The 22,227-nt window shown below is 37.5% G+C and carries 24 protein-coding genes; 12 read left to right on the top strand and 12 right to left on the bottom strand.

Going from position 1 to position 22,227, the window contains the following annotated elements; all coding sequences use genetic code 11:
- Positions 1–1,522: ATP-binding cassette domain-containing protein (locus tag AC6F75_RS08090; RefSeq protein ID WP_500714491.1), on the top strand; the 1,522-nt coding region annotated here is incomplete at its 5' end.
- Here AC6F75_RS08090 and AC6F75_RS08085 read toward each other — a convergent pair.
- From AC6F75_RS08085 to AC6F75_RS08075, 3 genes are all read right to left on the bottom strand, one after another.
- A complete protein-coding gene (locus AC6F75_RS08085) occupies positions 1,519–1,686 on the bottom strand; it encodes a hypothetical protein (RefSeq protein ID WP_500714490.1) in 168 nt (55 codons plus the stop codon). The two genes, AC6F75_RS08090 and AC6F75_RS08085, sit on opposite strands and share 4 nt — an antisense overlap.
- 109 nt (positions 1,687–1,795) lie before the next feature.
- A complete protein-coding gene (locus tag AC6F75_RS08080) occupies positions 1,796–2,038 on the bottom strand; it encodes a putative signal transducing protein (RefSeq protein ID WP_500714488.1) in 243 nt (80 codons plus the stop codon).
- Positions 2,039–2,042: 4 nt separating this feature from the next.
- A complete protein-coding gene (locus tag AC6F75_RS08075) occupies positions 2,043–2,708 on the bottom strand; it encodes a hypothetical protein (RefSeq protein WP_500714487.1) in 666 nt (221 codons plus the stop codon).
- A 141-nt stretch (positions 2,709–2,849) separates the two neighbouring features.
- Here AC6F75_RS08075 and AC6F75_RS08070 point away from each other — a divergent pair, with 141 nt between their 5' ends.
- On the top strand, positions 2,850–3,431 hold the full coding sequence (locus AC6F75_RS08070) for a fasciclin domain-containing protein (RefSeq protein ID WP_500714485.1): 582 nt from the start codon (positions 2,850–2,852) through the stop codon (positions 3,429–3,431).
- Between the two features lie 11 nt (positions 3,432–3,442).
- Here AC6F75_RS08070 and pheT read toward each other — a convergent pair whose 3' ends face one another.
- From pheT to recG, 3 genes are all read right to left on the bottom strand, one after another.
- Complete coding sequence (pheT, locus tag AC6F75_RS08065) at positions 3,443–5,869, bottom strand: phenylalanine--tRNA ligase subunit beta (protein ID WP_500714484.1); 2,427 nt, start codon at positions 5,867–5,869, stop codon at positions 3,443–3,445.
- Between the two features lie 83 nt (positions 5,870–5,952).
- On the bottom strand, positions 5,953–7,821 hold the full coding sequence (locus AC6F75_RS08060; protein WP_500714482.1) for a TIGR00341 family protein: 1,869 nt from the start codon (positions 7,819–7,821) through the stop codon (positions 5,953–5,955).
- Between the two features lie 24 nt (positions 7,822–7,845).
- Positions 7,846–9,951, bottom strand: coding sequence for an ATP-dependent DNA helicase RecG (gene recG / locus AC6F75_RS08055; RefSeq protein WP_500714479.1), 2,106 nt, complete (start codon positions 9,949–9,951; stop codon positions 7,846–7,848).
- 121 nt (positions 9,952–10,072) lie between these two features.
- Here recG and AC6F75_RS08050 point away from each other — a divergent pair, with 121 nt between their 5' ends.
- On the top strand, positions 10,073–12,130 hold the full coding sequence (locus AC6F75_RS08050; RefSeq protein ID WP_500714478.1) for a M1 family aminopeptidase: 2,058 nt from the start codon (positions 10,073–10,075) through the stop codon (positions 12,128–12,130).
- A gap of 121 nt (positions 12,131–12,251) precedes the next feature.
- A complete protein-coding gene (locus AC6F75_RS08045) occupies positions 12,252–12,770 on the top strand; it encodes a hypothetical protein (protein ID WP_500714477.1) in 519 nt (172 codons plus the stop codon).
- Between the two features lie 114 nt (positions 12,771–12,884).
- Here AC6F75_RS08045 and AC6F75_RS08040 read toward each other — a convergent pair whose 3' ends face one another.
- On the bottom strand, positions 12,885–13,283 hold the full coding sequence (locus AC6F75_RS08040; protein WP_500714475.1) for a hypothetical protein: 399 nt from the start codon (positions 13,281–13,283) through the stop codon (positions 12,885–12,887).
- Between the two features lie 121 nt (positions 13,284–13,404).
- Between AC6F75_RS08040 and AC6F75_RS08035 the strand changes: the two genes are divergently transcribed.
- Positions 13,405–13,863: an AsnC family transcriptional regulator gene (locus AC6F75_RS08035; RefSeq protein ID WP_500714473.1), complete on the top strand. Its 459-nt coding sequence runs from the start codon at positions 13,405–13,407 to the stop codon at positions 13,861–13,863.
- A gap of 25 nt (positions 13,864–13,888) precedes the next feature.
- Entirely contained in the window at positions 13,889–14,494 is a 606-nt protein-coding gene (locus AC6F75_RS08030; protein WP_500714472.1) for a DUF1684 domain-containing protein, read from the top strand.
- A 115-nt stretch (positions 14,495–14,609) separates the two neighbouring features.
- Here the strand turns inward: AC6F75_RS08030 and AC6F75_RS08025 are convergent, their stop codons facing one another.
- From AC6F75_RS08025 to AC6F75_RS08015, 3 genes are read right to left on the bottom strand one after another with little or no spacing between them, the layout of a single operon-like run.
- Positions 14,610–14,852, bottom strand: coding sequence for a CrcB family protein (locus tag AC6F75_RS08025; protein WP_500714493.1), 243 nt, complete (start codon positions 14,850–14,852; stop codon positions 14,610–14,612).
- Entirely contained in the window at positions 14,777–14,983 is a 207-nt protein-coding gene (locus tag AC6F75_RS08020; protein WP_500714471.1) for a CrcB family protein, read from the bottom strand. Before AC6F75_RS08020 ends, AC6F75_RS08025 begins: the two co-directional genes overlap by 76 nt.
- A 3-nt stretch (positions 14,984–14,986) precedes the next feature.
- Positions 14,987–16,048 carry an SRPBCC family protein gene (locus AC6F75_RS08015; RefSeq protein WP_500714469.1) on the bottom strand — a complete coding sequence of 354 codons (1,062 nt, stop codon included), beginning with the start codon at positions 16,046–16,048 and terminating at the stop codon, positions 14,987–14,989.
- Between the two features lie 88 nt (positions 16,049–16,136).
- Between AC6F75_RS08015 and AC6F75_RS08010 the strand changes: the two genes are divergently transcribed.
- Positions 16,137–18,164 (top strand): dipeptidyl-peptidase 3 family protein, encoded by a 2,028-nt coding sequence (locus tag AC6F75_RS08010; protein ID WP_500714468.1) that lies wholly within the window; start codon positions 16,137–16,139, stop codon positions 18,162–18,164.
- A 48-nt stretch (positions 18,165–18,212) separates the two neighbouring features.
- Here the strand turns inward: AC6F75_RS08010 and AC6F75_RS08005 are convergent, their stop codons facing one another.
- A complete protein-coding gene (locus AC6F75_RS08005) occupies positions 18,213–18,398 on the bottom strand; it encodes a hypothetical protein (protein ID WP_500714467.1) in 186 nt (61 codons plus the stop codon).
- Positions 18,399–18,445: 47 nt separating this feature from the next.
- Here AC6F75_RS08005 and AC6F75_RS08000 point away from each other — a divergent pair, with 47 nt between their 5' ends.
- Positions 18,446–18,838, top strand: a complete 393-nt coding sequence (locus tag AC6F75_RS08000; protein ID WP_500714465.1) for a pyrophosphohydrolase domain-containing protein — start codon at positions 18,446–18,448, stop codon at positions 18,836–18,838.
- On the opposite strand, the gene AC6F75_RS07995 is transcribed toward AC6F75_RS08000, so the two are convergent.
- Positions 18,835–19,914 carry a branched-chain amino acid aminotransferase gene (locus AC6F75_RS07995; protein WP_500714463.1) on the bottom strand — a complete coding sequence of 360 codons (1,080 nt, stop codon included), beginning with the start codon at positions 19,912–19,914 and terminating at the stop codon, positions 18,835–18,837. The two genes, AC6F75_RS08000 and AC6F75_RS07995, sit on opposite strands and share 4 nt — an antisense overlap.
- 112 nt (positions 19,915–20,026) lie before the next feature.
- On the opposite strand from AC6F75_RS07995, the gene AC6F75_RS07990 reads away from it, so the two are divergent.
- The 4 genes from AC6F75_RS07990 to AC6F75_RS07975 form a co-directional block, all read left to right on the top strand.
- Positions 20,027–20,530, top strand: a complete 504-nt coding sequence (locus AC6F75_RS07990; protein WP_500714462.1) for a DUF4920 domain-containing protein — start codon at positions 20,027–20,029, stop codon at positions 20,528–20,530.
- A 3-nt stretch (positions 20,531–20,533) separates the two neighbouring features.
- A complete protein-coding gene (locus AC6F75_RS07985; protein WP_500714459.1) occupies positions 20,534–20,965 on the top strand; it encodes a hypothetical protein in 432 nt (143 codons plus the stop codon).
- A gap of 3 nt (positions 20,966–20,968) precedes the next feature.
- Positions 20,969–21,628 (top strand): tRNA (5-methylaminomethyl-2-thiouridine)(34)-methyltransferase MnmC2, encoded by a 660-nt coding sequence (gene mnmC2 / locus AC6F75_RS07980; RefSeq protein WP_500714457.1) that lies wholly within the window; start codon positions 20,969–20,971, stop codon positions 21,626–21,628.
- Between the two features lie 30 nt (positions 21,629–21,658).
- The coding region (locus AC6F75_RS07975) for a patatin-like phospholipase family protein (protein WP_500714455.1) at positions 21,659–22,227 on the top strand (569 nt) is incomplete at its 3' end.

The raw sequence follows: 22,227 nt of genomic DNA, 5'->3' as shown, positions 1-22,227 counted from the left end.
TGCAAACGGTTCTGGTAAATCTACTTTTCTTCGTATTATTTCCGGAAAGGAAGAGCCTACTTCAGGTAAAGTGCATCTGGAGCCCGGAAAGCGGATGTCTGTTCTTGAGCAAAATCACAATGCCTTTGATGAATATCCCGTTTTGGAAACTGTTTTAAGGGGAAATAAAGAGCTTTTTAAAATCAAGGAAGAAATTGATAAGCTGTATGAAAACTACTCTGATGAAAATGCCGATAGAATAGGGGAGCTTCAGGTAAAGTTTGAAGAATTGAACGGCTGGAATGCCGAAAGTGAAGCAGCAGCCCTGCTTTCAAACTTGGGCATTAACGAAAGTCTGCACTTTTCGTTGATGAAAGATCTTGATGGTAAACAAAAAGTAAGAGTGCTACTGGCACAAGCGCTTTTTGGAAACCCCGATGTGTTGATTATGGATGAACCTACCAACGATCTGGATTATGAAACCATTACCTGGCTTGAAAACTTTATTGCAAAATATGACAACTGTGTGATTGTTGTGTCACACGACAGACACTTTCTCGATTCGGTATGTACTCACATCAGTGATATTGATTTTAGTAAAATAAATCACTACAGCGGTAATTACACTTTTTGGTATGAATCCAGCCAATTGGCAGCAAGACAACGTGCACAGCAAAACAAAAAAGCTGAGGAAAAGAAAAAGGAATTGCAGGAGTTTATTTTACGATTTAGTGCCAATGTAGCTAAATCAAAACAGGCCACTTCACGTAAAAAAATGATTGAAAAACTCAATATCGAAGAGATAAAGCCTTCAAGCAGAAGATATCCCGCCATTATTTTTGAAAGGGAACGCGAAGCCGGTGACCAGATTTTAAATGTGGACAAGTTGAGCGCATCGGTTGATGGTGAAACCCTATTTAAAGATGTGAGTTTCAACCTCACAAAAACCGACAAGGTAATTTTATATTCCAAAGACTCCAGGGCAACCACGGCTTTGTATGAAATTTTAAATGAAAATATAAAACCCGATACAGGTAAGTTTCAGTGGGGTGTAACAACCACTCAAAGTTATTTGCCGCTGGATAATTCCAAATTTTTTGAAAACACACTTTCACTGGTAGATTGGTTGCGCCAATGGGCAAAAACCGAAGAAGAACGCGAGGAAGTTTATTTAAGAGGATTTTTAGGTAAAATGATTTTTAGTGGTGAAGAAGCCTTAAAAAAATCCAATGTGTTGTCAGGGGGAGAAAAAGTGCGTTGTATGTTAAGTAGAATGATGATGATGCGCGCCAATGTATTGATGCTGGATGAGCCCACTAACCACCTCGATTTGGAATCAATCACGGCATTTAACAATTCGCTAAAAAACTTTAAAGGAACGGTGCTTTTTACAACTCACGATCATGAATTTGCCCAAACTGTGGGAAACAGGGTGATTGAACTTACACCCAACGGAATCATTGACCGCTATACCACTTTTGATGAATACATGGAAGATACAAAAATAAAGGAGTTACGGTCTAAAATGCATAAAAGTGATTAATTTGATTTAAGACTACCACCAATAATTGCACCTACCACCGCCCCGGTAACACCACCAACAATGGCTGTGTTGTCACTCATATTCAATAATCTAAATATTAAAAAGGTTATGCTGGCTACAATGATAGCAACTATCACTATCACAAAGAAGGATTTCTTATCCATATGCAGTTATATTTCCCCGATTTAGTAAGACAAAAATAAAAAAAAATACAGCACATGCAGTCTTATTTCTTATTAACAAATTACTGATTCACCGTGATATATAATGAAGTTAATCTTCGTCAAATTCTTCAAGGGCGACTTCGACTATTGATTTTGCTTTCTCATATTCGTCGTTGTGAACGAAAAGCTGAATCATTCCCGGCATACTGCCAAAGGCACTCCAGGTACCGCTGGAAAGGTCGTCTTTAATCACCGGAAAAATATTTGCATCCTCTAGCCTGCCCTGAAGCATTTTGACAATCACGGTAGCTCCGGTATAAATTCTTTTGTAATCTTGAATTTCTTCTTCCATAAGTTTAGCTGTTTATGTAATTACTGTCCCACACATCATCATTAAAGTACTTTCCTGCTGCCACACCATAATAAAAAACGATGGCAACTACCCATTTAAACACAAATAAAAATACAATAAAACTTTGGTTTATCGATTGTTCTTTTGAAAATAATCCATCAGGGACCAGCAATGTAAGGGCAATACTTACAATTATTAAAGTAAAAATTAGGTTTTCAAAATTTTTAAACGGCCACATCCTCCATTTTCTAAAAGGCTGTAAATCCTTGCCCCATTTGTGAATCAGGTAATAATAATTGTTTCCAAGAGAGGCAAAAAGCATGGGGTCGTCAAAATTTTCCAATTTAAACAACTTGGCCGGAGCAACAATTTTTAAATCAGTAATAGTTGTATTGTGTTCTTGTTCTAACGCTTTTAGTTTTTCTGAAGCTTCTTTTGGAAAACTTCCCCTAAAGTATTTAATGTCTAAAAACCGCAATCGATAATCAATACACAGTTTTTTAATGTCGTTGAGATGGTAAATATAATCTGATTGAAGATTGTCAACAAACAGTCCATTGATAGTCGTTACCTTCGTTTTATTTTCTTTGGCTTTAGCAAAGCCTGAAACCTCATAGACTTGTTTTCTTAGACTTCTCAAGCCGGTTTCTAAGTTTGTTCCGGGAAACATAGCATTTTTGCTTTTAAAATTAAAATGAAATTAAAAAGCATCCAAATTTTTAACATTCAGAAACCCGACAATAACATTACAATAAAAAATGCGTTTAAAAGACAAACACGTATATTTGTAAAAATTTAAAATGTGAACCCAATGAAAACATATATATTCTCTTTTATTGCATTATTTTTCTTTAGCGGTACAGCGGTACATTCACAAAATATCTATGCTGATGATTCAAACAGGGTTGTAACAAAAGTTTTGGGAACAGATACCATACATTCCAATCTTTCATTAGCTGAAAATCTTTCCAAGATTCCGGCTTTTTCAAGACAACTTCAGGTTTTTAAGCTTTCTGATTTTGAAAAAATAATTGGGCAGCACCAAATGGCAACTGTTTTTGTAGTAAAAAACAATGCGTTTGATTTTATGGACGAGGAAGAAATTGAAGAATTCCTTTCAACTTCAAATAAAAGTAAATTGGTTGAAATGCAAAGCTACTACATTATTCCCGGCAGGGTTGATGAACACTCCATCAAAAGAGCAGTAACCGATGGTGGCGGTGCAGCAAGCTTTAGAACAATTAACAATAAAACCATTCGCTTTGTCGCAGAAGGTGAGTCTATCTATTTAGTTACAGATACAGGTTCAAAAAGTAAACTGCTTGATACCAATTTCTATCACAACAAAGGATTCTTTCACGTAACAGAAAAACTGCCGGTTCAAAATAAATAAGCATTTTGATATTATCTCAATTCTGCACCCAATTCAGTTTCAAAACGCTGGCGTAATTTATTCATGATTTTATCAACCTGTTTGTCGGTCAATGTTTTTTCATTATCTCTTAATGTGAAACTCACCGCATAGGATTTTTTGCCTTTTGGTAAATTTTTACCTAAATAAACATCAAAGAGACTGACTTGCTTCAGCAAATGCTTTTCTGTGCTCAAGGCAATATCATAAATGTCTTTAAAGGGAACACTTTCATTAAGTAGCAAAGCAAAATCACGAACTACCTCCGGAAATTTTGGAATTTCATTCAGGGTAATTTTATGATTTACCAGAAGTTTCAGTATGGCCTCCCAGTTAAAATCAGCAAACAACACTTCTTGCTCCACTTCAAAATGGGCAGCAATATTTTTTTTGATTACACCAAAATCCACCAATGTTGCACTTTTACCTATGTATTTCATTCCTTCACTGTAAAGCGCATCGTTCTCCAGTGGTTGGGCAATAAAGCCGATACCCAGGCTGTTTAAAACAGCATCCACGGTTCCTTTCAAGAAAAAGAAATCGCTTTTTCTTTCGCCTTGGCTCCAGTGGGCTTCATTTCTGTTGCCGGTAACAGTAAGGGTGAGGTGTTTGTTTTCAATCCATTTTTCACCTGATTTGCTGTAAGTTTTTCCAAATTCAAACAGTTTTAAATCCTGACGTTTGCGGTTGTTGTTGTAAGCCACGGCCTCCAGGGCAGAAGTGACCATGTTTTGACGCATTACAGACAACTCCTGACTGAGTGGATTGAGCATCTTTACCAACGATTGTTCATTTATAATTCCGTTAAGCTTGCTGTGTTTTTCAGAAGTCAATGAGTTGGCCATCATTTCAAAAAAACCTTGACCGTTGAGTTGTGTTGCAATTCGGTTTTGGATTTTGTAATCTTCAACTACTTCTGTTTTTGAAATAGAAGTGTTTAACTTTTTAGGTAACCCGATGTTGTTGTAGCCATATACCCTTAAAATTTCTTCAATTACATCCACATCGCGGGTCACATCGTTTCTGTATGAGGGAATGGTAAGCCCCAGTCCGGTTTCTGTGACATTGTTAATTTTTATTTCCAAAGAAGTAAGGATTTTTTTTATGGTTTCCTTAGGCAGTTCTTCGCCAATAAGTCTTGTGGTTTTTTCAAACGAAAGAAACACCTGATAGTCTTCAATTCTTTTTGGATAGACATCCACTACATCACTGGTAATCATTCCGCCTGCAATTTCTTTAATTAAAATAGCAGCTCTCATCAATGCATATTCTGTAATGTTGGGGTCTATACCTCTTTCAAAACGGAACGAAGCGTCGGTATGTAAACCGTGCCTCTTGGCAGTTTTGCGAACACTTACCGGATTGAAATAAGCACTTTCCAGAAAGATTCCGGTAGTTTTTTCGGTTACACCGCTTTCCATTCCGCCAAAAACACCGGCTATGCACAGTGGTTTTTCTGCATCACAAATCATCAGGTCTTCTTCATGCAACTCACGTTCAATTTCGTCAAGTGTAATAAACTTGGTGCCTGCCGGAACGGTTTTCACAATAATCTTTCCGCCTGAAATTTTATTACTGTCAAATGCGTGTAAGGGTTGGCCCAACTCGTGAAGCACATAATTGGTAATATCCACAATATTGTTTTTGGGTTTTATACCTATTGACTTCAACCTGTTTTGAATCCAAACCGGCGAATCGGTAACCTTTATCCCTGATATTGTCACTCCGCAATAACGAGGTGCTAAATCTTTATTTAAAACTTCTACATTGATTTTATGGGTTCTGTTATCGACTCTAAAGTTGACATTGGAAGGGGTAATAAATTCAATGGATATACCTTGCTGTAGCATTCCTGCCCTTAGGTCTCTTGCGGTTCCCCAATGGCTCATGGCGTCTGCTCTGTTGGGAGTCAACCCAATTTCAAAAACCTCATCAGTTTCCACTTGAAAGACTTCTGCCAGAGGAATGCCGGGCTTGAGTTTGCCATCCAGTACCAGTATGCCTTCGTGACTTGATCCCAGTCCCATTTCATCTTCGGCACAAATCATACCTTCGCTTACCTGGCCCCTTATTTTTCCTTTTTTGATTTCTAGGGGTTCGCCATTTTCGCTAAAAAGCATAGTTCCGATTGTGGCAACCGGTACTTTTTGTCCAACTGCCACATTGGGCGCACCACAAACTATATGAAGGGGTTTTTCAGCTCCAATATTGACTGTGGTTACTTTCAGCCTGTCAGCATCGGGATGTTTCTCACAGGATAATACTTCCCCAACCACAATGCCTTTCAAACCACCTTTCACCGAGTCAAAAGCGGAAACATTTTCTACTTCCAAACCTAAATCAGTAAGCAAAGCGGCGGTTTTTTCTGCACCCCAGTCTGTTTGAATAAATTGTTTGAGCCAGTTGTATGAGATTTTCATAGTGGTTATCTAAAATAAGAGGGGGCAAAGATAGGAAACCCCGTGATTTTATAAAGTTTAAATGGGTTAAAAAATCATTCGTTTTAAAATTCAATTGCAGTAATGAACTCAATAATTACATTGCGGCGAATTTTTTCTTCAACGTGTTTTTTTATTTCTAAAAGTTCGTCATCAGTGACTGATTTAGGAGCTACAATTTTTATTGAAATAACCGGCACATCTCCTGATCTTACCCTAACTTCTTTAAGTGTAATTTCCTTAAATTGATAGCCTTCAAGTGCTCTGGTTATTTCAGCTTCCTGCTTGATTCTGTAAAACGAAAAGGTGAGCGGCACACACACCAATAAAACTATTACAAGAGAATAAATCAGTCCTTTTTTGGCTCGTTTGAAGGGCGCAAAACCCAGTATCAGAAATGTCAATCCACCAAACATAATAATTCCGGCAAGATTGGTAAGGTATAACAGGAATGCCCCTGAAAAGACACTCCAGTCCAGCCAACCAATTCCAATACCGGCTACTACCAGTGGTGGAACCAATGCAACAGCAATGGCTACACCGGCAAGACTTCTTGCGATTCCTTCTTTGGCATGTGCAAAAGCAGCCGCAACACCCGAAGCAACAGCAATACCCAAATCCAGCAGGGTGGGGGTTAGTCTGGAACTAATTTCGGGGGTGACTATTTTCAGGGGAATTATCAGGCTCACAAATGCAGCAACAAGTAATGATGCCAATGTGCCTATAACAATGGTTTTAAAGCTTGTTTTTAATAAAATGACATCAAACCTGATCAGACCCATTGAAAAAGAAACCAGCGGTGAAATGAGTGGTGCCAAAATCATTGCTCCTATTATGACAGGAGCCGAATTTGCATAAAGCCCAAAAGTGGTAATTAGGGTTGAAAGTAACATCATTACCAAATAAGCTTGTGTGAGCTCCGCATTTTCTTTTAAAACAGAAAAAAGCTCTTTGAACTCCTCGAAGGTAGCTCTTGGCAACCATGGCAGTTTTCGTTTGATCAATTCATTTCTTTTTTCACCTTCCGGCAAACCTTTGGTAAAAATGGATGTTTTTTGAGGAGTGTTTTGATCTATTTGTAAATTTCTGATGGGGTGTACAAGTGCCAGACATTGAAAAGCAATATTAAAATTCAAGGTGTCTGACTCCATTTTTTCGCCATCTAAGGTGTATTCAATTGTTTTTCCGGATTTTATTTTGATGTTTGGCGCTTTAATTAAACCGATAAACTGTGGCCTTTTTACTGAAACTAAAAAATTGGGCAGCAGACTTTTTAGAAAAAACCAAACCAACTGACCGATGTTTTGTGGTGATAAAATGAGTAAATGTAACAGGCCGTCATTGCTGAAATCAGTTTTAATGGTTTTTTTTGACAAAAGGGAGTCCCGAGAATGTTCTACACCTATCAAGCCCAATGCAGAAGTCTCTAATGCTTTTTCGTCGTTTATGGAAATACTAAAGGGTTTGTGCTTTAATAATCCTACTTTTCTGATTTGTTTTAAAAACCGAAAAAGCTGACTGTACATCCCTTTGCGCTTCCCGTCGTCGACAAGTTCAAATACTTCTCCCACATTCACAGATTGAAAAACTACCTGATTGTTGCAGTACATCAAGTCCACTTTGTGTGGTTTTTTTGTTTTTATAATTTCATTGATTACTTTTTCCAGATCAGTGGGTATGCCCAGGCCCATTGAAACATATTTCATGTTTGGGTGGGGAAGGATGCCGGTTTGCCATTTATTTTTTGCAACTACCGGAAGAAATTCCCTTAAGATGGTGTCATTTAGAAAGGTAAGGATTACGTCGTTTTCTTTTAGTTTTAGATTGCTGCTGTTTTCATACAAAACGGTTTCAAAGGAAATGTCATTTAATAATCTGGTTATATCACCATCGATAAATGCTTTGTCCTTCTCTTGATATATGACGTAATACATAAAAGCTTTTTGTAAAGTTACGATTTATGAGATATAGTTCCAGATATTTTTAAATTTTGCCATTTGTGCATAGGTAGATTTGATTGCACTATTTTCCGGTTTCTCCAAAGCAGGGTCGTCTTTCAAAATTTGCCAGGCATAGCTTCGGGCAAGTTTTAATATCTCACCATCTTTCACGATGTCTGCTATTTTAAGTTGTAAAACCCCGCTTTGTTGGGTGCCCATAATGTCTCCGGGGCCACGGATTTTTAAATCCACTTCGGCAATTTCAAAGCCGTCGTTGGTGCGCACCATAGTTTCCAAACGGGTTTTGGCATCGTCAGTAAGTTTAAATGAGGTCATCAATATGCAATAGCTTTGATCTGCACCACGACCAACACGGCCTCTTAACTGGTGGAGTTGGGACAGTCCAAAACGCTCAGCACTCTCAATAATCATCACACTGGCATTGGGCACATTTACACCCACTTCAATGACTGTGGTGGCGACCATTATCTGGGTTTCACCTTTGATAAAGCGTTGCATTTCGTAATCTTTGTCAGTGGCTTTCATTTTTCCGTGAACAATTGAAATCTGATATTTGGGTTTGGGAAACTCGCGTTCAATACTTTCATAACCATCTATCAGGTCTTTGTAGTCCATTGTTTCACTTTCCTGAATCAGTGGATAGACGATATAAACCTGTCTTCCCTTTTCAATTTCATCACGAATAAATTTAAAAACCCTCAACCGTTTAGAGTCAAAGCGGTGAACTGTTTTTACAGGTTTTCTGCCGGGGGGCAATTCGTCAATAACTGAGATGTCCAGGTCGCCATAAACGCTCATAGCCAGGGTGCGGGGAATAGGGGTGGCGGTCATCACCAAAATGTGTGGTGGGTAATCATTTTTATTCCACATTTTTGCCCGTTGTTCTACCCCAAAACGGTGTTGCTCATCGATGATGGCGAGGCCTAAATTTTTAAATTTCACCTTGTCTTCAATGAGTGCATGCGTGCCGATTAGGAGGTGCAAAGTGCCGTTTTCCAGATTTTCATGAATTTCTTTTCTTTCTGAAGTTTTAGTTGAGCCTGTGAGCAATGAAATACTGATGTTCAGTTTATTACACATCTCAACTAAACTGTTGTAGTGCTGGACTGACAAAATTTCAGTCGGAGCCATCAAACAGGCTTGAAAACCGTTGTCAAGTGCTATTAACATTGACATGAGCGCTACTATGGTCTTGCCGGAACCCACATCACCTTGTAAAAGCCGGTTCATCTGTGCATTACTGCCCATGTCATTCCTGATTTCCTTGATCACACGCTTCTGTGCATTGGTCAGTTCAAAGGGTAAATGGTCATTGTAAAAGCTATTGAAATAGTCGCCCACTTTTTCAAAATTATAGCCCTTGATTTTGTGTTTATGAATAAGATTTTTTCTGATCAACTGGAGCTGGATATAGAAAAATTCTTCAAACTTTAAACGGTAAATTGCCCTTGCTAAAAGGGTACTATTTTTCGGAAAATGGATGTTAAAAAGCGACTCATTTTTGGGCAATAATTTGATGTTCTCTATAATATTTTTGGGAAGGGTTTCTGCAAATTTGTTTTTGGAATCGAGAAACAATTGCTGCATTAATTTACTGATGACCCTATTTGTGATTCCGCTGTTGGACAATTTTTCTGTTGATGGGTAAACGGGTTGCATCGCAGAGCGCAAACTTTGCTCATGTTCCTCAAGCAATTCCATTTCAGGATGTGGCATGGAAAATTGCCCTTTAAAAGTGTTCACCTTACCAAAAATCACATAAGGCACATTGATTTTAAGACTTTCCTTGATCCATTTGTGACCGCGAAACCAAACCAGTTCCATGGTTCCTGTTTCATCTGTGAAATTTGCTACAAGGCGTTTGCCTTTGTTTTGCTCTACGGTTTTTATGTGGGTGATTTTTCCAACAATCTGTACTTCAGCGTTGTTTTGCTGTAATTCGTTGATTTTGTAATAGCGGGTCCGGTCAATGTAGCGGTTGGGAAAAAAGTGAAGCAGGTCCTGATAGGTAAAAATACCCGCTTCCTTTCGGAGTAAATCGGCGCGGTTGGGGCCAACGCCTTTTAAATATTCAATAGGGGTTTGAAGGAAGCTTGCATTCATTCCACTAAATTAAATCATTCAAAAGGAAACAGAAAGGCAAAAGTTAAATTTTAATCAACTGTTTTATCATATCAAGGTCTTTTAAAATTTACTAATTTGCAAGCATTCTAAATGAATAGGTTTGAAGCTACTGTTTTTCTTTTTATTTTTAGGGTTTTCGGTTTTTAGTCAGCAACTTGAATATGTTGATTTTAAGCAAGTTGATGCTGAATTGGAGATTTTTCCAAGTGAAAAAAAGATTTCCGGTAAGGCAACCTATCATTTTAAAATTCTACAGAATACAGATTCTATTTTTCTAGATGCCCGAGACATTACACGACTTTCCGATAATTTAACGGAAAGTTTCATTTCGCTTCAAACGAAAAAAGACAAAATCTGGTTGTATGCCCCATTTAAAGAGGGAATGAAATACAGCGTAAGCTTTTTCTATGAAGCCCATCCGAAACAGGCGATGTATTTTTTTGATGATGAAGTCTGGACACAAGGGCAGGGAAGAAACAACTCTCACTGGCTGCCATCGATAGACGATGTGAATGACAAAATGATTTTTAATTTTTCAATTACCGCCACTAATAATTTTACAGTTCTGGCCAACGGAAAATTAAATAACACCACACCTGTAAATGAAGGCCAAAATCATTGGGTTTATACTATGCAACAACCCATGAGTAGTTATCTGGCTGCGATTGTAGCCGGAAAATTTAGTAAGCATTCTGAAACGTCAAGCTCAGGGATTACTCTTGAATACTACCTTCCCAAAGGTGAGGAAGACAAAATGGAACCTACTTTTCGCTATACCAAACAAATATTTGATTTTCTGGAGCAGGAAATAGGGGTGCCTTACCCATGGCAGGTGAACAAGCAAGTGGCCGTGCGCGATTTTCTTCACGCAGGAATGGAAAACACCACGCTAACCGTTTTTTCAAAGGCTTTTGTAGTTGACTCAATTGGGTTTAATGATAGAAATTATGTGAATGTAAATGCTCACGAACTGGCCCATCACTGGTTTGGCAATTTGGTAACGGCCGAAAGTAGCGAACACCACTGGTTGCAGGAAGGATTTGCCACTTATTATGCCTTGTTAGCTGAACGCGAAATTTTTGGTGATGATTATTTCTACTGGAAACTTTACCAAAGTGCTGAACAGCTTACTGAGCTCAGCAATGAAGGCAAAGGCGAACCCCTTATAAAAAATGGAGCAAGTTCGCTCACATACTATCAAAAAGGAGCCTGGGCATTGCATATTTTACGGGAAAGGATTGGTGATTTGGTTTTTAAACAAGCCGTTCAAAACTTTTTGACAAAGCACCGTTTTTCATCGGTCACAACAGATGATTTCTTAAAAGAGATCCAACTGCTCACCGATGATGATTTACAATGGTTTAAAGACGACTGGTTGTATCAGGGTGCTTTTCGGTCATACCAGGCACTGGAGTCTTTGCGTAAATCTCCCTTTATGGAAAATTATCTTGGTTTGTCGGCCATTGCCGGGCATTCAATGGTGCAAAAAGAAGCCATCCTTTCCCGGTTTTTAAATCTGCCGGCGAACGATTATTTGGGTCAGGAGGTCGTATATCAATTGGTGGATGTTCCGATAAGTGAAAGTTTATCATTGTATAAAAAAGCATTTCAAAGCAACAATTTGTTTGTCAGGCAGGTCATTGCGATGAGTCTGGAGCAAATTCCTTTAGAATTGAAATCAGATTTTGAAACCCTGCTCGATGATTTGTCCTATGCCACCCGCGAAGCCGCCTTGTACCATTTGTGGATTAACTTTCCGGAAGACCGTTTTCGATATCTTGATAAAATGGACAATCAAATGGGTTTTCAGGACAAAAACATCAGGCAGTTGTGGCTCACTTTAGCCATTGTGACTGAAGACTATAAGAATGATGAAAAACAAGGTTTTATTTATGAATTAAGCAGCTATGCCAACCCGTATTACAGTTTTGAAATTCGTCAAAACGCCTTTCAATATTTGTACGGATTAAATGGGTTTTCTTATCAAAACCTGAAACACCTTATCGACGCCTGCATGCATCACAACTGGCGATTTAGAAATAGCAGCCGGGAATTGTTTGATTTGTTGATAGAAGATACAGAAACTCAATTATTAGTCAAATATATGCTCGATGAGTTGCCTGAGAAACAAAAGGAGTGGGTCAAGTCAAAACTTTAAAAGTTTTCTTATTTTTGGGGTTATCTAAATTACACTCATTTTAATAACGAGTAAGTAGAGATCTAATGCACTTTTTTAAATGCTGTTGCATTTATTACTTGAATCTAAGATTTAATCCAAAATGAAAAATTACAATCCCACTTTATATTTTGCCATATTGTTAATATTCAGTTTTTTTATTTCCTGCAAAGATTCCGATAAAGAAACAGAAGATGCATTAGATGAAGATTCCACTCAAACTATTGTTTACAGTAAAGCTGCAATTGATGAAACAGATCCGGCAATGTGGATTTACGATTATGATGCAGATATACCAGTGAAAAACTGGGAAATTAAGGAGTTAAGTGTTACTCCAAAAGAATGGATAGACTTTTTAAACGCTCAATACGAAATGGTATATATGGAGTTCTCAAAACATTCCGGTGACACACTTTTTGTAAAGATCAACGAAAGCACATTTCTAACCCAACAAATGGGCACTACGGGAGCAGACGCATACTTATCGGTGGCAACTTATACACTTACAGAGTCTGAAAATGTCAACTATGTTCATTTTGATTTTGAAGAAGGTGACCACGCCATTCCCGGAACTTACAGCAGACAATATTATATTGACAGAAATAAAAAAAGATTTCATTAATGCATGGGAAAATCCTCATCATCACCGGATTGCTGTTTTGTATATAGCCTGTTAACTTTTGGATTTTTTTTTACGCTAATTGCCTCGGTGGCAGGACTTAAAAGAATCTTCCAATTAAAGCGTCAATAACCAGATGCGTTGCATTTTGCGGAAGCGTTTTAGCTCATTTCGCAATAGTTTAATAAATTCTTTTCCATTGGGAACAGATTGTTCCAAGCGCATACAGTTTTTGTAAATTGATGAAGTTAGATGCACAACAGAAGCAGCGTGCTTGTGCTTATCTTCAGAATATATCTTGGATTCTGCATTTGCAATTTCGGGAAAAAGTGAAACCGATTTTTGCACAATATCCCCTGTGTAATAAATATCCGGATGTTCCCTGCCATCCTTGTCAAGTTTTGAAAGGTCATGTACCAAATATTGTGAGATATTTTTGGAAAGCGTAAAAATCTCCAAGGCCTTTTTATAAATAGGTGAATTTGATAGTGGTACGGGATTGTAATACATCATCATTGATTTAGGGGGACATTCATAATTCACACAAATTTAAACAGAAGAAACAAGAGAATGCTTAATATAATAAATATAATACCTATATTTACTTTTAAATATATACTTTATAAATTATTTAACATTGGAAAATAAAATCGATGATTTGAATTGGGAAATTCTAAAACAACTGCAAATGAATGCAAGAATTTCAATGACCGAATTGAGCAAGCTAGTGGGTTTGACCCCTCCGGCAGTGGCCGAGCGGATAAAAAAACTCGAAGATTTTGGGGTTATTAAAGGTTATTATACCCAATTGTCATACTTGAAAACCGGATATCAGTTAAAAGCAATTATTACACTTAAAGTTTTTATGGGCCGTTTAAGGCCTTTTCTTGATAAAGTAACTGAATTTAAAGAAGTGATTAATTGTTACCGCATTACAGGTAATGAAAACATCATTATGGAAGTTGTGTTAAAAGATCAAAGACATTTGGAAATGTTTATCGATCAACTAATTTCATATGGCGAAACCAAAACACACATTGTATTGTCAAACAAAATTGAAAATTCATCAATTTTGCCTCCAAAACTTCTGAAATAACTTATTTTTGTTCAAAGCAGCGTATATGAAATCAAAAATAATCACAACGATACTTGCCTTTATTAGTTTTTCACTTTATACACAAACTGATAGTGTTATCGTAAAAGAAATTAAGGAATATCAGCAAAGTCTTGATGAGCAATTTATAAACCCGGAAACTTCTATTTTACTCCCGGATGATTTCAAAATCTTCAAGGGTTTGGAATTTTATCCCATTAACCTTGATTATAGAGTTGAGGCCCAGTTAATAAAAACTCCGGATGAAAAACCTTTCCGGATGCCTACTACAACAGAGCGCTTACCTTTGTATGTGAAATATGGTGAATTGCATTTCACAATTCAAGACAAAAACTTTAAACTCGATTTATTTCAAAATTTAGAGCCCAAAGAAGGCTATGAAGAGTATTTATTTCTGCCCTTTACAGATTTAACCAGCGGCGACGGCTCTTATGGAGGTGGGAGATATATAGATTTATTGGTCACAGACAAAGAAACCATAACCCTGGACTTTAATCAATCATACAATCCTTATTGTGTATATAACCCCAGATATTCCTGTCCCATTCCACCGGAACAAAATGATTTGAAAATCAGGATTGAAGCCGGTGTGAAAGATTTTAATTTGAAATAAAACCTGCATTTGGTTTTAAGGAAATGGCCTCTTTACTTCAAATTTCTTACGACAGTATTATTTCAAAAAAAGATAATATCAGGAGATGAAGATTTTTTAACAACATATTCGCTTTCTAAATATTGACTGATTTTACAAGCAAAAAGCCTCCAAATACTGCCATAACAGAAAGTATTAAACTCAAAAGGGTATAGAGTATAAACATTAAAAACTCACCATTTTTCAAGTAAGACAAGTTTTCAACGGCAAAAGCCGAGAAAGTAGTAAAGCCGCCACAAAAACCTACAGTGAATAATAAAACCAATGGACCGGTGGGGAATTGTTTTTTGCTACATAACCCAGTATAAAACCGAGAAATAAGCTGCCAAACACATTGACTAATAGTGTTCCAAGCGGAATCTGGAACGAAAGATTTAGCCCTTTACTCAGCAGGTACCTCAGTACGCTTCCCGCACCGCCACCTACAAAAATATAGAGCAATTCTTTCACGATTTATGATTTGTCAGGATTTTCAATTATGTTTTCAATGGGGATATAAAACTCTGTGATCCAGTTTGCCGGATTGACTTCTTTATCTACAGTAACCACAAAAACACTAAAAGGGGCAAGGCTTTCGTTTTTGGTGTATCCTTGTCGGTTTATAAATTCCTCAGCTTTTTCTTTTGCTGCCGGAAGATAAGAATAGTGGCCTTTTAAAGTTGCTTTTACCGAAACAGCCTCGGGGAAATAACCACTAGAGACTGAACTTGTTTCTGGTAAAACAACTAAATCCGGTGTCGGAATCCCAACAGAAATCAACGTTTTGCCAAGTGCTTCTTCCCATTCTTCATAAATAACAAAATGAGGGCCAAATGCTGTTATGCTATTTTCATTCAGAAAGTTATTCAGGCTGTTATGAAGTTGGTTGACAGTATCATTAAGTTGATCAATTGAAGTCAAAATGGTGTTGTAAATATAAAACCCACCGGGATGAACGCTCAAACCCTCAACCGCAATTGAATAAGATTGCAGTTCACCTGAAATTGCGTTTTCAAGATTTATGAGGCTTTTGGCATACATTTCACTGAGCATGGCATTCATATCCATTCCATAAACTGTAAAAAACATTTTTTCAAAAAGTCCCAGTTCGCCATTCATAGACCAGGTTACTTTGGTTTTTTGCCCGAATTCTTCCGGTTCAAAATTCCAGACAACCTCATAACCTTCATCCTGAAGAGAGCCGTTAAAAACAATTTTTTGCACTATTGTTTCATAGGGCTCAACAGCGAGGGTTTGCATTGCGCCTTTACCGTCTTTTTCGCTACTCCAGGAGTAGGACGCCCCAATACCGGATGTTATTTGCGGATAATTAATTTTCAGTGTTTCATCATCCATCCAACTACCAAAGGCTTCCCAATTTTTAAAATCATTGATAAAGTTGAATACAACTTCAGTTGGGGCATCTATCGTGCGGGATTCCGTTACCTCAAAACCACCGTCCTGAGTGGCAAAATACAACACTATCCCTATAGCGGAAATAAGTATTAGAAATAATAAATATTTAAGAAATTTCATTTTAACAAAATTACAGCTTCTAAAATCAAAATGACTATTATTACAATGCTAATTTATTACATTTGTACAAATCAAAACTTAAATTAGAATGAAAATACAATTTTTGAGCATTATTGCAGCAGCAGCCTTTATTTTTGTTGGTTGCAAGGACAATCCTCCTGTATTGGAAACCGAAGAACAAAAAGAATCCGCATTTGTTTATAAGGTGGACCAATTTGCAGACCTGCAGGTATTGAGATATCAGGTTCCCGGATGGGATGAGTTATCGCTAAAAGAACAAAAACTAGTTTACTATTTAACCCAGGCCGGTCTTGCCGGAAGGGATATTATGTGGGATCAAAACTACCGGCATAATCTTGAAATCAGAAATGCACTTGAGCAAGTTTATGTAAACTACAGCGGTGATAAAACAAGTGAAGACTGGAAAAATTTTGAAATATTCTTAAAACGCGTTTGGTTTTCAAACGGTATTCACCACCACTACTCAAACGACAAGTTGCCGACAAATTTTCCACAAGCTTTTCTAAAAGCCTTGCTTGAGGAAACCAATGCAGAATTAAGCGAAGAAGCTTTTGCTGTATTGTTTAACGATGCCGATGCCAAAAAAGTAGACCGCACCCAGGGTGCAGACAATATTGCAAGATCAGCCATCAATTTTTATGGGCCGGATGTTACAGATGCAGACCTGGAAGTGTTTTATAAAGAAACAATAAAAAATCAAGGCGACAAACCTTTGGAAATTGGTTTAAATTCTAAACTGGTCAAAGAAAATGGGGAGTTGAAAGAAATTGTATGGAAAAAAGATGGAATGTATGGAGCGGCCATCGAAAAAATTATCTATTGGTTAGAAAAAGCAGAAACGGTTGCTGAAAATGAAAAACAAGCTGAGGCACTAGACCTTTTAATTTCCTATTACACCAGCGGAAGCCTAGAAACCTGGGATCAATATGCAATTGCCTGGGTCAATGCAACAGAAGGAAACATTGACTGGATTAATGGTTTTATTGAAGTGTATAACGACCCAAAAGGTTACAGGGGTTCTTATGAAAGTATCGTTCAGATAAAAGATTTTGAAATGTCAAAGCAAATGTCTGCACTTTCAGGCAAAGCACAATGGTTTGAAGACAATTCAACTATTGAAAATGACCATAAAAAAAGCAATGTAGTTGGAATTAGCTACAATACTGTAAATGTTGCTGGTGAGGCCGGTGATGCATCTCCAAGTACTCCCATTGGTGTTAATTTGCCAAACAGTAACTGGATTAGACAAGAGCACGGTTCCAAATCAGTTTCGTTAGGAAATATTATTGATGCTTACAATAATTCAAGTGGAAGTGGAAGACTAAAAGAGTTTGCCCACGATGAAGAAGAAGTAGCGCGCGCTGAAAAATATGGACAATTGGCAAGTAAATTGCACACGTCCTTACACGAGGTAATTGGACATGCTTCCGGAAAATTAAACCCCGGTGTAGGTCAGCCAAAAGAAACTTTAAAACAGTATGCCTCTACCATGGAAGAGGGAAGAGCAGATCTAGTGGCTCTTTATTTCATTATGGACCCCATCATGCAAGAATTGGGTGTTACAGACAACTGGGAAGAAACCGCAAAGGCTTCTTATGACAATTACATCAGAAATGGTTTAATGACGCAATTAGTGAGAGTGGAACTTGGAAAGGATGTTGAACAAGACCACATGATGAACAGAAAATATGTGAGTACACTGGCTTATGAAATGGGTAAAGGGGATAATGTGATTGAGAAAGTTGAAAGAGATGGAAAAACCTATTACAACATCAATGACTATCAAAAACTGCGTGAAATTTTTGGTACACTTTTGATGGATTTACAGCGTATTAAGTCTGAAGGTGATTTTGAAGCAGCAGAACGCATAGTAACCACTTATGGAAAAAAGATTGATCAGGCCCTACACAAACAAATTCTCGATAGAAACAATCAGTTTACGGATGCGCCCTACAGTGGTTTTGTAAATCCGGTAATTACGCCTGTAGAAGATGAAAACGGGGAAATTACTGAGTTTAAAATGACCTGGCCTGAAACATTTGAAGAGCAAATGCTTCACTATGCTAAAGACTACGGTTTTTTAGTTAAGAAATAAACAACAAAAGATTTACTTAAAAAAAGTCGCCTGAATCAGGCGGCTTTTTTATTTCATCAGGTCTTTTATCAGGAATAAAAAAAGAATAAAAACAATAAAACCAACCAATACCCAAACGGCACCTTTATAATGCTTTCGGTGCAACAATTTGTCCTTGCGGTAACTGTAAACCATCAACACTGCAAATGCGATGATGAACAAAATTGCTACAATCCACTGTCCTTTGGTAAACATATTTTTTTTAGATTTACGAAAGTAAAAATACAACCAATATTTAAATTATGAAACGAAAAATTGAAGCAGTTACCGAATTTCACAAAGCATTTGGACTGGGAATTAAAGAAAAGCCCACCGGAGACCTGGGTGAAGCCAAAAATTTATTGAGATACAAGCTGATGCGGGAAGAAAATGAAGAATATCTTGAAGCGGCCAACAGTAATGACCTTACTGAAGTGGCCGATGCCCTTGGTGATATGCTGTACATACTGTGCGGAACCATTATTGAACATGGCATGCAAGACATCATTGAAGATGTTTTTGAAGAAATTCAATCCAGTAATATGAGTAAGCTGGGGGCTGATGGTAAACCCATTTACAGGGAAGACGGTAAAGTGCTTAAAGGCCCTAATTACTTCATGCCCAATTTTGAAAAAATACTTGCTAAAAACGCTTAAAGTTTCATGCGCCAGTTAAACGGGTCAGGAGCTAGGTTGTACTGTATGTCCAAAAGATATTTTTTCAATGTTTTGGCATAAGAATCCTCCATTTTTGGCAAGTCATAATAATCCTCCTGATACCCAAATCCTGAAACGGGACTGATTACAGCTGCCGTACCGGCGCCAAATATTTCCTTTAGCGATTTGTTTTGAGCCGCTTCAAGGAGTTCATTAACGGTTATTTTTCTTACTTCAACTGAAATGCCATTGTGTTCTGCCAGGGCTATAACACTTTTGCGTGTCACCCCGTCCAGAATACGGTCGCTGGTAGGCGCAGTTATCAACTTATCGTTTATTCTGAAGAACACATTCATAGTGCCCGCTTCTTCCAGATATTCGTGTGAACAGTCATCTGTCCAGATTATTTGTTGAAACCCCTTTTCTTTTGCCAAATTGGTAGGGTAGAACTGTGCTCCGTAATTTCCCGCAGCCTTTGCAGCTCCCACACCGCCATTGGCAGCTCTGCTGTATTTTTCTGCAACAAGTACTTTCACATCACCCGTATAATAAGCCTTTACGGGACACAACAATATCATAAATTTATAATTGGCTGAAGGAGCTGCAGAAACACCTGCCTGATCTCCAAAAACAAATGGGCGGATGTAAAGCGAATTTCCATATCCCTTTGGAACCCAGTTTTTGTCGAGCCTTAAAAGTTCAAGCAAACCGTTCATAAAAACTTCTTTGGGAATTTCAGGAATCGCCAGTCTTACTGAAGATTTATTAAAGCGCTCATAGTTTTCTTCGGGTCTGAAAAGCCAAATTTCATCGTTTTCATCACGATAAGCTTTCATTCCTTCAAAAATGGCCTGTCCGTAATGAAAAACCCTCGCTGCAGGTGAAATTGTAATCGTTCCATAAGGTTCAATCACAGGGTTTTGCCATTTACCGTCCACATAATCACAAACCAACATATGGTCTGTAAATACATTTCCAAATGTTAGGTTATCAAAGTCTACTTCATTGATTCGAGAACTTGTTGCTTTCTTAATTTCTAAGGGGAAGTTAGTTTGTTTTTGCATTATGTGATTCATTTTTTTGGCGACACAAAAATAGTCATTTTTTTGTGCTTAGAAAAGGGAAAAGTTTCATAAAATTGCAGTAAATTTAACGTTTGAACTATTACTACTACTAATTCTGTCAAAAATGAAAAAATTCCTTTTAATTTTAAGCATCTTTACAATCCTTGTTGCCTGTAAAAACAATTCTGAAAAGCAAGAAGTTACCGCTGATGAAGTGGTTGATGAAATGACTTATGCTGCTTTTGGGGATATAATTTCTGAAGTTGATGCTTCATCAATAGATTATGCAGTTGCTGTTTATAGAAATATTAAGGTGGGAGACACCATTCCTATGAAATTTAAAGCCAAAATCAACGAGGTCTGTCAGTCAAAAGGATGCTGGATGAAATTCGATATGGGCTTTGATGAAATTCATGTCACTTTCAAAGACTATGGTTTTTTTATGCCTAAAAACATAGCCGGCGAAGAAGTCATTGTTGAAGGAGTAGCCTTTGTCAATGAAATGAGTGTGGACGAACAACGTCATTATGCTGAAGATGCCAACAAACCTGAAGAAGAAATAGCCCAAATTACCGAACCCAAAAGAACATACTCTTTTGAAGCCAGAGGTGTCCTTTTGAAAGAATAATTTATGCGTTTTTTCTGTTTGTTCTTATTGTTTTTCATCGCCTGCGATTCTTCTAAAAAAGAACCACAAGAATCCCTTGAAAGCGATAAAAAGTATGACCTCTATGAACCATCAGAAATGGCCAACTATATGAACACCATTTTTGATATTCACGAACAGATGAAAACCGAAATCCTTGAAGGCAATACACCAAATAGTTTTCCGGAAGAAATTCTCGAAATCCACACAGCCCATTTGTCTGACTTTAGAGAACGAACGCCCAACTTCGAAGCCTTTTCACATCTGTTTGTAGAAAGTGTTGAATTTATTTTTGAAGAAACCTCAGAGGTGCCTTTAAAACAACGATACAATGAAGGAATTAATGTGTGTATATCCTGCCATCAAACGGAATGTTTGGGACCCATACCACGAATAAAAAAACTGATTATCAACTAAATTTTGAAACGGGAAATCATCATAACAGCAGACGGTTCAACAACAATCCATCTCGCTGATTGGAATGAAAGCTACCATTCAAAACACGGAGCAATACAAGAGGCAAACCACGTTTTTATTAAAATGGGCTTGTCTCTTTTTTATGATAAAAAGGAAGCTGACATACTTGAAATTGGATTCGGGACAGGGCTTAATGCTTTGCTGACTTTGCTTAATGCCGAAATAAACAACTTAAAGGTCAATTACGAAACTATCGAAGCACATCCTGTAGGTTTTTCTGAAATTAAAAACATCAACTTTCCGGAGCAACTTCAAATCGACCGAACACTTTTTGAGCAAATGCATCAGGCAGAATGGGAGTTAAGCCATCAAATCACTACAAACTTCAGTTTAAAAAAGCGCAAACTTTTTTTCAATCAAATTGATGATATAAACCGGTTTGACCTGATTTATTTTGATGCCTTTGGACCACGTGTGCAACCCGAACTCTGGACAGAAACCATTTTTAAATTGATGTATAATGCACTGAAATGTAATGGCGTTTTGGTCACCTATTCATCAAACAGCAATGCCAGGAGAGCAATGCAGGCTGTGGGTTTTCTTGTAGAAAAACTTCACGGCCCTCCCGGAAAAAGGGAGATGATAAAAGCAATAAAACCATAAAAATGCTATCTTCACACTAAAAATATTGAAATGAAAGCATTGGTTATATCAGGCGGAGGTAGTAAAGGGGCTTATGCAGGGGGTGTTGCAGAATACCTGATCGCAACCCAAAAAAACAATTATGATTTGTTTATTGGCACTTCAACAGGGAGTCTTTTGTTGCCGCACCTGGCTTTAGGAAAAATTGACAAACTGCGTGAGATTTACACCAATGTAAATCCGGCAGATATTTTTAACATCAACCCCTTTTTTATTAAGAAAAAAGACAATCGGGAATATGTGACCATCAAGCACTGGAACGTGCTTTGGCAATTGATGCGTAATAAACGAACATTTGGAGAAAGCAAGAACCTGAGAAAAAACATCACAAGAAATTTTACCATCGAAGAATTTCTATCCTTAAAAAACAGTGAAAGCAACATTGTCATTACAGTTTCTAATCTCACAAAAAACGAAACTGAGTATAAGTCTATCAGGGATTTTGATTACAATGATTTTTGTGATTGGATGTGGATTTCTTCAAACTATATTCCGTTTATGTCCCTGGTTACCAAAAATGGTCATGATTATGCCGATGGTGGTTTTGGGGCGGTTTCGCC

It is taken from the genome of Planktosalinus sp. (assembly GCF_059864935.1).
The sequence above is the reverse complement of the archived record's forward strand: the minus strand, read 5'-3'. Positions and strand labels throughout refer to the sequence as shown.